7 protein-coding genes are annotated in these 13,580 nt (G+C 61.7%); 6 read left to right on the forward strand and 1 reads right to left on the reverse strand.

Annotation, left to right across the window (positions count from 1 at the left end):
* The 4 genes from recC to PMI35_RS06870 form a co-directional block, all read left to right on the forward strand.
* Window positions 1-2,920 (forward strand): exodeoxyribonuclease V subunit gamma (recC, locus tag PMI35_RS06885; RefSeq protein WP_008063824.1); only part of this gene is annotated, 2,920 nt, incomplete at its 5' end.
* The gene (gene recB, locus PMI35_RS06880) at window positions 2,917-6,609 is read left to right on the forward strand and encodes an exodeoxyribonuclease V subunit beta (protein WP_008063826.1); all 3,693 of its coding nucleotides are present in this window, start codon (window positions 2,917-2,919) and stop codon (window positions 6,607-6,609) included. The genes recC and recB, both read left to right, overlap by 4 nt.
* Window positions 6,606-8,705 carry an exodeoxyribonuclease V subunit alpha gene (recD, locus tag PMI35_RS06875; RefSeq protein WP_008063828.1) on the forward strand — a complete coding sequence of 700 codons (2,100 nt, stop codon included), beginning with the start codon at window positions 6,606-6,608 and terminating at the stop codon, window positions 8,703-8,705. The genes recB and recD overlap by 4 nt, the downstream gene beginning before the upstream one ends.
* Before the next feature lie 225 nt (window positions 8,706-8,930).
* A complete protein-coding gene (locus PMI35_RS06870; RefSeq protein WP_008063830.1) occupies window positions 8,931-9,941 on the forward strand; it encodes an acyltransferase family protein in 1,011 nt (336 codons plus the stop codon).
* A gap of 16 nt (window positions 9,942-9,957) precedes the next feature.
* On the opposite strand, the gene PMI35_RS06865 is transcribed toward PMI35_RS06870, so the two are convergent.
* Window positions 9,958-10,905, reverse strand: a complete 948-nt coding sequence (locus tag PMI35_RS06865; protein WP_008063831.1) for a LysR family transcriptional regulator — start codon at window positions 10,903-10,905, stop codon at window positions 9,958-9,960.
* Window positions 10,906-11,054: 149 nt separating this feature from the next.
* On the opposite strand from PMI35_RS06865, the gene PMI35_RS06860 reads away from it, so the two are divergent.
* On the forward strand, window positions 11,055-12,581 hold the full coding sequence (locus PMI35_RS06860) for a CoA-acylating methylmalonate-semialdehyde dehydrogenase (RefSeq protein WP_008063832.1): 1,527 nt from the start codon (window positions 11,055-11,057) through the stop codon (window positions 12,579-12,581).
* Between the two features lie 10 nt (window positions 12,582-12,591).
* On the forward strand, window positions 12,592-13,479 hold the full coding sequence (gene mmsB, locus PMI35_RS06855) for a 3-hydroxyisobutyrate dehydrogenase (protein ID WP_008063835.1): 888 nt from the start codon (window positions 12,592-12,594) through the stop codon (window positions 13,477-13,479).
* The last annotated feature ends 101 nt before the right edge of the window (window positions 13,480-13,580 follow it).

Raw genomic sequence — 13,580 nt, forward strand, 5'->3', positions numbered from 1 at the left:
AAAAAAAAAAAAGCCGCTGACCGCGGCCAATGCCTGGCAGGCAGAGTTGTGGCGCGCACTGTTGCTGGATGTCGGTGAAGAAGGGATGGCGCAAAGCCGGGCCGGCGTGCATCAGCGGTTTATCGAACGCATCAATAGCCTTGACGTCGCGCCGAGCGGTCTACCGTCCCGGGTCATCGTGTTCGGCATTTCCTCGCTGCCTGCTCAAGCCCTCGAGGCCCTGGCCGGGCTGGCCCGGTTCAGCCAGGTTCTGCTGTGCGTGCACAACCCCTGCCGCCACCATTGGGCAGACATCGTCGCCGACAAAGACCTGTTGCGCCATCAATACAAACGTCAGGCGCGCAAGAGCGGCATGCCCGGCGTTCTCGACCCGCAAACCCTGCATCAACACGCCCATCCGTTACTGGCCGCATGGGGCAAGCAGGGGCGGGACTACATCAACCTGCTCGACAGCTACGACGATCCCAACAGCTATCGCTCGGCGTTTCGTGACGGGCGCATCGACCTGTTCAGTGACAGCCAGCCGCTGCACATGCTCAACCAGTTGCAGGACGACATCCTTGAGTTGCGCCCACTGGGCGAAACCCGCGACTACTGGCCGGCCGTGGATCTGCAGAAAGATACGTCGATCCGTTTCCACATTGCCCACAGCGCCCAGCGCGAAGTGGAGATCCTGCACGATCAGTTGCTCGCGCGCTTCAGCGCCGACTCACAATTGCGTCCTCGGGATGTGATTGTCATGGTCCCGGACATCGATGCCTATGCCCCGCACATTCGCGCAGTGTTCGGCCAGCTGGAGCGCCACGACCCGCGTTTCGTACCCTTCACCCTCGCAGACCAGGGGCAGCGCGGTCGTGATCCACTGCTGATCGCGGTGGAGCATCTGCTCAAGCTGCCAGACAGCCGTTTCCCGGTCAGCGAGATTCTCGACCTGCTGGACGTCCCCGCGCTCCGGGAGCGCTTTGGCGTAGAGGAACGCGACCTGCCAACCCTGCACCGCTGGATCGAAGGGGCGGGCATCCGCTGGGGGATGAATGCCGAGCAGCGTGCAGGCCTGGGCCTGCCGGAGGCACTGGAGCAAAACAGTTGGCGTTTTGGCCTGCGGCGGATGTTGCTCGGGTACGCCGTTGGCAGTTCCGGTGCCTGTGGCGGCATCGAACCCTACGACGAGATTGGTGGTCTGGACGCCGCGCTCATAGGCCCGCTGGTGGCGCTGCTGGATGCCCTGGAAATTGCTCATTACGAACTCTCTCGAGCGGCCTCGCCCCAACAATGGAGCCTGCGTTTGCAGGCGTTGGTGGCCCTGTTCTTCCGGGCCAGTAATGAGCACGACGAGTATTTGCTGACGCAGCTGGAAACGTTGCGCGAAACCTGGCTGGAGAACTGCGAGTCAGTCGGCTTGCACGACGAGCTGCCGCTGACCGTCGTCCGTGAAGCCTGGCTGGCGGGCCTCGATCAGGGGCGGTTGTCCCAGCGTTTTCTGGCCGGAGCGGTCAACTTCTGTACCTTGATGCCCATGCGTGCGATCCCCTTCAAGCTGGTTTGCCTGCTGGGGATGAACGATGGCGACTACCCGCGGGCACAGCCGCCACTGGACTTCGACCTCATGGGCAGCGACTACCGGCCCGGCGATCGCTCGCGGCGTGAGGATGACCGCTATTTGCTGCTCGAGGCCTTGTTGTCGGCACGCGACCAACTCTATGTGAGCTGGGTCGGTCGCAGCATTCGCGATAACAGCGAGCGCCCGGCATCGGTGTTGATCGGCCAGCTCCGTGACCACCTGGCCAGCGGTTGGCGATCGGCCGATGCCGAGCAAGACTTGCTTGAGTCCATGACCCAGGAGCATCCGCTGCAACCCTTCAGTGCCCGTTACTTCCACCAGGGCGATGCCCTGTTCAGCTATGCCAGTGAGTGGCAGGTGCTCCATCAAGCCAGCGGGCAAGCGCCTGTTCACGCGATGCTCAATGCCCACATCCAGGAGGAGCCGCTGAGTCTTGGGCAGCTGCAGGATTTCCTGCGCAACCCGGTGCGACATTTCTTCAGCCAGCGATTGAAAGTGTTCTTTGAAACGGCCGAAGCGCCTTTGGCCGATGAAGAACCCTTTGTCCTCGATGCCTTGCAACGCTATGGCCTGAGCGACAGTTTGCTCGGCGCGGCACTGGCAGACCTGGATAACACCGACCGGGTGCTGGAGGCGCACGCCAGTCGCCTGCAAAACAGTGGGCTGCTGCCCATGGCGGGATTTGGCGAATGCCTGCAACGCGAGCTGATCGAACCCTTGCCGGATCTGCTTGCTCGTTATCAACAGCTCCTGGCCCTGTGGCCAACCCCCCTGACCAGTGCCCTGCCAGTCAATCTGCAAGTGGATGACCTGCGTATCGAAGGCTGGCTCAGCGGCCTGCATCAACGTGCTGACGGTGGCTTGCTGGCGGTCACGACGATCCCCAACAGCATCGGTTCGATCAAGACTCGCAAATGGCATCGGCTGACACGGCCGTGGGTCAACCATCTGGTGGCGTGCGCCAGCGGTATGCCGATGACCACCGCCCTGGTGGCCAGTGACGACAGCCTGCTGCTCGACCCGATTGCACAGGACAGTGCCTTGCGCACCCTGGGCGACCTGTTGCTGGCCTGGCAATCAGGCATGCGCCAACCGCTGCCGATTGCGGTCAAGACCGCCTTTGCCTGGCTTGGACAAACCGATCCTGCCAAAGCCCAGGCTGCCGCTCGCAAGGCCTATGAAGGGGACGGTTTGACCACTGACGGCGAACGCCGCGAAAGCGTGGCGCTCGCGCGGCAGTTCGCCGATTACGACGCCCTGGTCGCCGACGAGACGTTCGTCGATTGGTGCGACGCCCTGTATCGACCGCTGCTAGAGGCGCCTTGGCGTTCAGTGTCCAGTGAGGAAACCCGCCCATGACCACCCAGACACCCTTGGCCCTGGCGTTCCCGCTGCGTGGCAGTCAACTGATCGAGGCCAGCGCCGGGACCGGCAAGACCTTCACCATTTCCGCACTCTACCTGCGCCTGGTCCTGGGCCATGGCGCAGACGCCAATGGTTTCGGACGTGAACTGCTGCCGCCACAGATCCTCGTGGTGACCTTTACCGATGCCGCCACCAAAGAACTGCGCGAACGTATCCGTACGCGCCTGGCAGAAGCCGCGCGCTTTTTCCGCGATGAAACGCCGGCCCCCGACGGGCTGATCGACCAGTTGCGGCAACAGTACGCACCCGAGCAGTGGCCAGGTTGCGCCAATCGCCTGGACATCGCCGCGCAATGGATGGATGAGGCGGCGGTGTCGACCATCCACAGTTGGTGCCAGCGCATGTTGCGCGAGCACGCCTTTGACAGCGGCAGCCTGTTCACCCAGACCCTGGAGACCGACCACAGCGATCTGCTGGGTGAAGTCCTGCGCGACTACTGGCGGCTGTTCTGTTATCCGATGCAGGGCGATGCGTTGAACTGGGTGCGCAGCAATTGGGGCGGGCCGGCGGCCTTGTTGCCGCGAATCCGCGGGCTGTTCGCCAGCGAGCGCGACACCCTCAGCGGTAAAGAGCCGGCGCAGTTGATCAGCGAATGCCTGCAGGCGCGGCGAGCCGCCTTGCTCGAGCTCAAGAGGCCGTGGCGCCAGTGGGCCGACGAGTTGCTGGCTCTGTGTCACGAAGGTGTCGCCAGCAAGAGCGTCGACGGGCGCAAGATGCAGGCGCGGTATTTCGAGCCCTGGTTCGAGAAAATCAAAGCCTGGGCCGAAGACGAGTCCCTTGAGCAACTGGACATCGGTACCGGTTTCACGCGCCTGACCCCCGACGGCATGGCCGAAGCCTGGAAGAAGGGCCCTGCCCCGGATCATCCGGGCCTGGACGCGATGCCCGCACTCAAGGCCTGTCTCGATGGCTTGCCGACGCCCGATGCCGCCGTGCTGCAACACGCTGCCCATTGGGTAGGCGCGCGTTTCGAAGAGGAAAAGCGCCGTCGTGCGGAAATGGGCTTCGACGACATGTTGCTGCGCCTGGATGCGGCGCTGCAAAGCGATGGCGGCGAGCGCCTGGCGAGCTTGATCCGCGAACAGTTCCCGGTGGCGTTGATCGACGAATTCCAGGACACCGACCCGGTGCAGTACCGGATCTTCGAGAGCATCTATCGCATTGAAGACAACAGCCCCGAGAGCGGGCTGTTCCTGATCGGCGACCCGAAGCAGGCGATCTACGCCTTCCGCGGTGCCGACATCTATACCTACCTGCGCGCCCGTCAGGCGACCACAGGCCGCCTGCATACCCTGGGCACCAACTTCCGTTCGAGCCATGGCATGGTCAGTGCCGTGAACCATGTGTTCGACTATGCCGAGTCTCGCGAAGCCGGGCGCGGGGCCTTTCTGTTCCGGGAAAAAAATGGCGACAACCCGGTGCCGTTCCTGCCCGTCGAGTCCCAGGGGCGTAAAGAAGTTCTGCGCATCAATCATCAGGCAGTACCGGCATTGAACATCTGGCACTTGTCCGCCGAGCAGCCGATGTCCGGCGCGGTCTATCGCCAGCAACTGGCCGCCGCCTGCGCCAGTGAAATCACTGCCTTGCTCAACGGCGGGCAACAAGGCCTTGCCGGATTCGTGCGTGAAGACCAGGCGCTGAAAGGCCTGATGCCCTCGGACATTGCCATCCTCGTACGCGACGGCAAGGAAGCCCAGGCGGTGCGTAGCGAGCTCGCTGCCCGAGGCGTGCGCAGCGTTTACCTGTCGGACAAGGACTCGGTGTTCGCCGCGCAGGAAGCCCACGACGTGCTGACCTGGCTCAAGGCCTGTGCCGAGCCGGACGTCGAACGGCCACTGCGCGCCGCATTGGCCAGCATCACGCTGAACCTGTCGTTGGTCGAACTGGAACAGTTGAACCAGGACGAGCTGGCCTGGGAAGCGCGGGTCATGCAGTTCCGCCGTTATCGCGAACTCTGGCGCAAACAGGGGGTGTTGCCGATGCTGCGACGCCTGCTGCATGACTTCAGGTTGCCCCAGGCATTGATGGCGCGCAGCGATGGCGAGCGGGTGCTGACCAACCTGCTGCACCTGTCCGAGTTGCTGCAACAGGCGGCCGCCGAACTTGACGGCGAGCAGGCCTTGATCCGGCATTTGTCCGAGCACCTGGCATTGTCGGGCCAGGCGGGTGAAGAGCAGATCCTGCGCCTGGAAAGCGATGAGCAACTGGTCAAGGTCGTGACCATCCACAAATCCAAGGGGCTGGAGTACCCGTTGGTGTTCCTGCCGTTCATTTGCTCGGCAAAACCTGTGGATGGCAGCCGCCTGCCGTTGCATTACCACGATGCCGAGGGCAAGGCCCAGGTGAGCTTGAACCCCACGGCCGAACTGATTGCCCTGGCCGATGACGAGCGCCTGGCCGAAGACCTGCGCCTGCTGTATGTGGCCCTTACCCGGGCGCAACACGCCTGCTGGCTGGGCGTGGCGGATCTCAAGCGTGGTAACGGCAACAGTTCGGTGCTGCACCTGTCGGCGCTGGGGTATCTGTTGGGCGGTGGTGCTTGCCTGAACGAGTCGGCGGGTTTGCTGGCCTGGTTGCGAGACCTGCAACAGGGCTGTCCGTCGATGGGCTATGGCGAAATGCCCGAGGCCACCGCCGAGCATTACCATCCACCGCAGAATACCGCCGCGTTGCTGGCGCCGTTGACGGTGCAACGCAAGGCCAGTGAAAACTGGTGGATTGCCTCTTACAGCGCCTTGCGCATCGGCGACAGCCTGAGCATTGGCAGTGACCAGGCACCCGAAAGCCCGCAGGCCCAGAAACTCTTCGACGACGAACGTCTCGACCCGCATGCCCCCCGGGAGATGGTGGCCGGCGGTGCCGATATCCATCGATTCCCCCGTGGCCCGAACCCGGGCACCTTTCTCCATGGCTTGCTCGAATGGGCGGGCAACGAAGGTTTTGCCGTCACCGCGCAAGCCGTGGAAGATGCGATTGGCCGTCGCTGCAACCGCCGTGGCTGGGAGGGCTGGATCAGCACGCTGAGTGAATGGTTGCAGCACCTGCTCAAGTCGCCATTGCCGCTGGGCAGCGGCGAGGCACCGGTGATATTCGGGCAGTTGGCCCAGTACCGGGTCGAGATGGAGTTCTGGTTCGCCAGCCACAAGGTCGATGTGCTCAAGCTCGATGCCCTGGTGTGCCAGCACACCCACAACGGCGTGCCGCGGGTGGCCGCTGAACCGGTGCTGCTCAACGGCATGTTCAAGGGCTTCATCGACCTGACGTTCGAGCATGACGGCCGCTACTACGTCGCCGACTACAAATCCAATTGGCTCGGGGTCGACGACGCGGCCTATACCGAACAGGCCATGGAGCAGTCGATCCTCGACAACCGGTATGACCTGCAATACGTGCTGTACCTGCTGGCCCTGCATCGCCAGCTCAAGGCCCGACTGGCCGATTACGATTACGACCGGCATGTCGGAGGGGCGCTGTACCTGTTCCTGCGCGGTACCCGTGCGCCAAGCCAAGGCGTATTTTTCGCCCGCCCGCCCCGGGCCTTGATCGAGCAACTTGACCGCCTGTTCCAAGGCAAGCCGGAGCCCAGGGTCGAACCCGCCTGGGAACAGGGAGTACTGCTATGAACCGTACCTTCGCCGATGTGCTGTCGACGCCACTGAGCGCCGACAGCCTGGCGCAACTGACCCCATTGAGTCGTGCCGAAGACTTGTTGCTGCTGCTCACGCGCTGGGTCGAGCGCGGCTGGTTGCGAGCACTGGACAAGGCCTTCGTCGGCTTTCTCCACGAGCTGGCCCCGGACGATGATCCGTTGGTGCTGCTGGCGGCGGCGTTGACCAGTCACCAGTTGGGGCACGGTCATGTGTGCCTGGATCTGTTCGAGACCCTCAAGGAGCCGGACTTCGCCCTGTCGCTGCCACCGGAAGGCGACCTGCAAGGTGGCGCGATGTTGCTGCCTTCGCAGTTGCTGGAAGGCCTGGATGGCGCCCATTGGTGCAAGGTGCTGGCCGCCAGCAGCCTGGTGGCATTGGCCGCGGACGAGCGTGACAGCGTGCAACAGCGGCCCCTGGTGTTGGCCGGCAAGCGCCTGTACCTGCGGCGCTACTGGGCTTACGAGCGACGTATCGACAATGCGTTGCGTGAGCGCCTTGCAGCGCATGAAGACGCACCGGATGATTTGTTGCAGCGCCTTACGGGGCTGTTCGGTCCGGCCAGGCCCGGTGAGGTCATCGACTGGCAGAAACTCGCCTGCGCCCTGGCGACGCGCAGTGCTTTCAGTATCGTCACCGGCGGCCCGGGAACCGGCAAGACCACCACGGTCGTGCGCTTGCTCGCATTACTCCAGGCACCGGCCGTAGAGGCGGGCAAGCCGCTGCGCATTCGTCTTGCCGCGCCCACCGGTAAGGCCGCGGCGCGGCTGACCGAGTCCATCAGTGCGCAAGTGCGCACGCTGAAAGTCACTGAAGCCATCCGCGATAAAATCCCCTCTGATGTCACCACCGTGCACCGCCTGCTTGGCAGCCGCCCGGGGACGCGGCATTTCCGTCACCACGCCGGCAATCACTTGCCGCTGGATGTTCTGGTGGTGGACGAAGCGTCGATGATCGACCTGGAAATGATGGCCAATCTGCTCGACGCGCTGCCGGCCCATGCGCGCCTGGTGCTGCTGGGTGACAAGGACCAGCTGGCGTCGGTGGAGGCCGGTGCCGTGCTGGGCGATCTGTGTCGCGACGCCGAAGCGGGTTGGTATAGCCCGCAGACTCGCCATTGGCTGCAAGCCGTTAGTGGCGAAAGCCTGGACGCCAGCGGATTGGAGGAAGATACCCAAGGCACCCATCCGCTGGCCCAGCAAGTGGTGATGTTGCGCCACTCGCGGCGATTCGGCGAAGGCAGCGGCATTGGCCAGCTGGCCCGGTGGGTGAACCAGCAACAGCCCGCTCAAGCCAGGAAATTGTTGGCGGCGCGAAGCCACGACGATGTGTTCTGCCTGTCCCTGCGCAATGAACAGGATCGCGCGCTGGAGCGCCTGTTGCTCGAAGGACATGGTGAGGGGCCGCAAGGCTACCGCTACTACTTGAGCCTGCTGCGCAACCAGCGTCCAGCCCTCGATTGTCCCCTGGAAGACGCGCGCTGGACCGATTGGGCCCGACAGGTGCTGCAGGCATTCGACGCCTTCCAGTTGTTGTGCGCCGTGCGCAAAGGCCCTTGGGGCGTGGAAGGCTTGAACCAGCGGGTGACCGACGCCTTGCTGAAGGCGCGGCTGATCGACAGTAACCAGCAGTGGTACGAAGGCCGGCCGGTGCTGATGACCCGCAATGATTACGGCCTGGGCTTGATGAATGGCGACATCGGTATTGCCCTCAAGCTCCCCGAGCGCGAGGGGCCCGAGGCCGGGAAACCAGTGCTGCGGGTAGCCTTCCCGAGGAACGACGGGCAGGGCGGTGTGCGTTTTGTGTTGCCCAGCCGCCTCAATGATGTCGAAACCGTGTACGCCATGACCGTGCACAAATCCCAGGGCTCGGAATTCGCCCACACCGCGTTGATCCTGCCCGACGCCCTGAACCCGGTCCTCACCAAGGAGCTGATCTACACCGGCATCACCCGGGCCAAGGACTGGTTCACATTGATCGAGCCTCGGGCAGGTGTCTTTGAAGAGGCGGTACGGCGCCGGGTCAAACGCTTGAGCGGGCTGATGCTGGAACTCAAGGAGGCGAGCGACTGACAGCGCTCGCAGCGCATCTGCCAAAAAATTGGACGATGCACTTCACGCCATGAAAGCAACGTCAAAAAACCAGTTATGCAGCCACTGGCTCGCGACAAAATTTCATCGTGGCGTGAAGTGTAAAGCTCAAAAGGTGGCCTAGACTTCAGGCTTAAATGGTCTGGCTTCAGAGATTTTTCACTGCTACGACTATTGGGTTTTCATATCCAAAGAGCGAATGCCAATATGAGTGATAGTTCCGTAGCAGGCTCTCGGTTAAACGTACTTGATGGATGGCGCGGCATAAGTATCTTGCTGGTCCTGGCGTGTCACCTGCTACCACTTGGCCCAAAGATTTTGCAGTTGAACTCCGCCGCAGGCGTCATGGGCATGGCTATATTTTTCACGTTGTCGGGTTTCCTGATAACAAGTTTTCTGCTCAATAACGACAGCGTCATTGATTTTCTGATTCGCAGGTTCTTTCGCATAGTGCCTCTCGCCTGGCTGTACATGGCAATTGTTTTGCCTATGATGAGCAGCCCTCCTGATTACTACATCGCGAACTTTTTGTTCGTTGCCAACTGGCCACCCATGTGGCTTGGCAATATAAACGGCCATCTATGGAGTTTGTGCATGGAGGTCCAGTTTTACGTGGCCATCGCGTTGCTGGTCGTTCTGATGAGGAAAAGGTGGATGGTGCTGATCCCTTTTCTCGCCATCGCCGTCACGACCTACCGTGTCATGAATGATGCCCATGTCGTCATCAATACCTATTACCGCATTGATGAAATACTGTCTGGCTGCATACTGGCGCTGATCTATCACAAAAGACTGGGTAGTAACCTTGTGAAAGCTCCTGCACAAATGCTGGTCGTGCAAATAACGTTGTTTGCCCTGTTTGTAGTGTCCAGTCATCCCGACGGCGGCTTCATGAACTACTTACGCCCCTATATTGCCGCAGCCATGGTGGGGAGCACATTACTCAGTGGCCGAACAGTCATTGCCAAGCTTTTAAACAATCGCATTCTGTTTTATATCGCCACCATCTCCTACGCGCTCTACGTAGTTCATCCGTTGCTGGCGCATACCTGGCTGGGAAGTGGAGATACGGTCGTTAAATACCTGAAGCGTCCGTTGTTGTTCGCCGCCATTTTCATCACCGCCCATATATCGACCTTCTATTACGAAAAATGGTGGATTGCTTTTGGCAAAACCTTGTCCAGGAAAGTGGCTGGCCGCCAACCGGTTACAACCTGACGTTTTTTGAAAGTCCTCAGTCGGCGAACTGCATTTGTCGACTGCCCCCCATCAACAGGGCCTGGTTCTGCTCGGTCACCGCGCGGATGTAATCCCACAACAGGGTGATCCTCTTGAGCTTGCGCAGGTCTTCGCGGCAGTACATCCAGAACTGCCGGGTGATGTTGATTTCCTGTGGCAACACCGGCAGCAAGCGTGGGTCCTGGGCGGCAAGGAAGCACGGCAGGATCGCCAGCGATCGCCCTTGCTGCGCGGCCACGAACTGCGCGATCACGCTGGTACTGCGCAAATTGGCGCTGGCGCCGGGGAGCACGTTGGCCAGGTACAGCAGCTCGGAGCTGAACGCCAGGTCATCGACATAACTGATGAACGCATGCTTGCCCAGGTCGGCGGGGCGGCGGATCGCCGGGTGCTTGTCGAGGTATTGCTGGGTCGCATACAGCTGCAGGCGGTAGTCGGTCAGTTTGCAGCAGACATAGGGCCCGTGCTCCGGGCGTTCCAGGGCGATGACGATGTCGGCCTCGCGCTTGGACAGGCTGATGAAGTGCGGCAGCGGCAGGATGTCCACCGAGATCGCCGGGTAGGCGTCGACGAAATGGCTCAGTTGCGGAGTAATGAAAAAGCTCCCGAAACCTTCGGTGCAGCCCATGCGCACATGGCCGGACAACGCCACCCCGGAACCCGATACCTGTTCGCAGGCCATGTGCAGCGTGCTTTCGATCGACTCGGCGTAGCCCATCAGGCGCTGGCCTTCGGCGGTCAGGACGAAGCCGCTGGTCCGCGATTTCTCGAACAGCAAGGTGCCCAGCGAAGCTTCCAGTGAACTGATGCGCCGCGACACGGTGGTGTAGTCGACGGCCAGGCGCTTGGCTGCGGTGCTGGCCTTGCGCGTGCGGGAGACTTCGAGGAAAAACTTGAGGTCATCCCAATTCAGCGAACCTAGAGACGTGATGTTTTTTTGCATGATGGACCGGCTTTTATGTGCGTTCTTATTAGAAGTTTGCACATCTATACTCCAAAAACAGCCCGATCACCAATTCGCGGCACACGTCTTATCACAGGGTGACTTTTCGCCCTGGCTCCTGGAATAAAAACAAAGATTCGGAGACCCACATGAACGCTTCGCTTACGCCAAACGAGACCACCGTGCAAAAGGTCAAACTGTTGATCGATGGCCAGTGGGTCGAATCCCAGACCACTGAATGGCACGACATCATCAACCCGGCAACCCAACAGGTGCTGGCCAAGGTACCGTTTGCCACCGCTGAAGAAGTCGACGCTGCCATCAGTGCTGCCCATCGTGCCTTCCAGACATGGAAGCTGACACCAATCGGCGCGCGCATGCGCATCATGCTCAAGCTCCAGGCGTTGATCCGCGAACATTCCAAGCGCATCGCTGCAGTCCTGAGCGCCGAGCAGGGCAAAACCATTGCCGACGCTGAAGGCGATATTTTCCGTGGCCTGGAAGTGGTCGAGCACGCGTGCTCCATCGGCAGCCTGCAAATGGGCGAGTTCGCTGAAAACGTGGCGGGCGGCGTGGACACCTACACCCTGCGTCAGCCAATTGGCGTTTGCGCTGGCATCACGCCGTTCAATTTCCCGGCGATGATTCCGCTGTGGATGTTCCCGATGGCTATCGCCTGCGGCAACACCTTCGTGCTCAAGCCGTCCGAGCAAGACCCGATGTCGACCATGCTGCTGGTGGAGCTGGCCATCGAGGCCGGCGTTCCGGCTGGCGTGCTCAACGTGGTGCACGGTGGCAAGGATGTGGTGGATGCGCTCTGCACCCACAAAGACATCAAGGCGGTTTCCTTCGTCGGCTCGACGGCGGTCGGCACCCACGTCTATGACCTGGCCGGCAAGCACGGCAAACGCGTGCAATCGATGATGGGCGCGAAGAACCACGCCGTGGTGCTGCCCGATGCCAATCGCGAACAGGCGCTGAATGCGCTGGTGGGCGCCGGTTTTGGCGCGGCCGGTCAACGTTGCATGGCGACTTCGGTGGTGGTGCTGGTCGGCGCGGCCAAGCAATGGCTGCCAGACTTGAAAGCGCTGGCGCAGAAACTCAAGGTGAATGCTGGCAGCGAGCCGGGCACCGATGTCGGTCCGGTCATCTCGAAAAAGGCCAAGGCGCGAATTCTCGACCTGATCGAAAGCGGCATCAAGGAAGGCGCGAAACTCGAGCTCGATGGTCGCGAAATCACCGTTCCCGGTTACGAGAAGGGCAACTTCGTCGGCCCGACCCTGTTCTCCGGTGTGACCACTGACATGCAGATCTACACCCAGGAAATCTTCGGTCCGGTGCTGGTCGTGCTGGAAGTGAATACGCTCGACGAGGCCATTGCCCTGGTCAACGCCAACCCGTTCGGTAACGGCACTGGCCTGTTCACCCAATCCGGTGCGGCGGCGCGCAAGTTCCAGAACGAAATCGACGTCGGTCAGGTCGGCATCAACATCCCGATTCCGGTGCCGGTCCCGTTCTTCAGCTTCACCGGTTCCCGTGGTTCCAAGCTCGGCGACCTGGGTCCATATGGCAAGCAAGTGGTGCAGTTCTACACTCAGACCAAGACCGTCACCAGCCGCTGGTTCGATGACGACAGCGTCAACGACGGTGTGAACACCACCATCAACCTGCGTTAAGGAGCCGGACATGAACATCGCTTTTATCGGTCTCGGCAACATGGGCGCGCCGATGGCGCGCAACCTGATCAAGGCTGGCCATTCTCTGCGCCTGGTCGACCTGAACAAGACCGTGCTGGCGGAGCTTGAGCAACTGGGCGGCAGCATCAGCGCTTCGGCCCGTGAGGCGGCGCAAGGTGCGGAACTGGTCATCACCATGCTGCCCGCTGCCGTGCATGTACGCAGCGTCTGGCTGGGCGAAGACGGTGTGCTCGCCGGTATCGGCAAGGGTGTACCTGCGGTGGATTGCAGCACCATCGATCCGCAGACCGCCCGTGACGTGGCCGCCGCCGCTGCCAAGCAGGGCGTGGCCATGGCCGATGCGCCGGTTTCCGGTGGCACCGGTGGCGCCGCGGCGGGGACCTTGACGTTCATGGTCGGTGCGACCCCGGAACTGTTCGCGACCCTGCAACCGGTGCTGGCACAAATGGGCCGCAACATCGTCCATTGCGGCGAAGTCGGCACCGGGCAGATTGCCAAGATCTGCAACAACCTGCTGCTGGGTATTTCCATGGTCGGCGTCAGTGAAGCCATGGCGCTGGGTGATGCCCTGGGTATCGACACCAAGGTGCTGGCGGGCATCATCAACAGCTCCACCGGGCGTTGCTGGAGTTCGGAGATGTACAACCCGTGGCCTGGCATCGTCGAAACGGCACCGGCTTCGCGCGGCTATACCGGTGGCTTCGGCGCCGAGTTGATGCTCAAGGATCTGGGGCTGGCCACGGAAGCGGCACGTCAGGCGCACCAGCCGGTGGTGCTTGGCGCGGTGGCGCAACAGTTGTATCAGGCGATGAGCCTGCGTGGGGAAGGCGGCAGTGACTTCTCGGCGATCATCAACAGCTATCGCAAGCCGCAATAATCGCGCTGAAAACCTGTGGGAGCGAGCCTGCTCGCGATAGCGGTGGATCAGTCACCACCTACGTTGAATGTGCCGGCCTCATCGCGAGCAGGCTCGCTCCC

It is taken from the genome of Pseudomonas sp. GM78 (assembly GCF_000282475.1).
Taxonomy (GTDB): Bacteria; Pseudomonadota; Gammaproteobacteria; order Pseudomonadales; family Pseudomonadaceae; genus Aquipseudomonas.

Coding starts and splice junctions, on each gene's coding strand:
- recB (WP_008063826.1), top strand. CDS start 2,917: ATGACCACCCAGACACCCTTGGCCCTGGCGTTCCCGCTGCGTGGCAGT.
- recD (WP_008063828.1), top strand. CDS start 6,606: ATGAACCGTACCTTCGCCGATGTGCTGTCGACGCCACTGAGCGCCGAC.
- PMI35_RS06870 (WP_008063830.1), top strand. CDS start 8,931: ATGAGTGATAGTTCCGTAGCAGGCTCTCGGTTAAACGTACTTGATGGA.
- PMI35_RS06865 (WP_008063831.1), bottom strand. CDS start 10,905: ATGCAAAAAAACATCACGTCTCTAGGTTCGCTGAATTGGGATGACCTC.
- PMI35_RS06860 (WP_008063832.1), top strand. CDS start 11,055: ATGAACGCTTCGCTTACGCCAAACGAGACCACCGTGCAAAAGGTCAAA.
- mmsB (WP_008063835.1), top strand. CDS start 12,592: ATGAACATCGCTTTTATCGGTCTCGGCAACATGGGCGCGCCGATGGCG.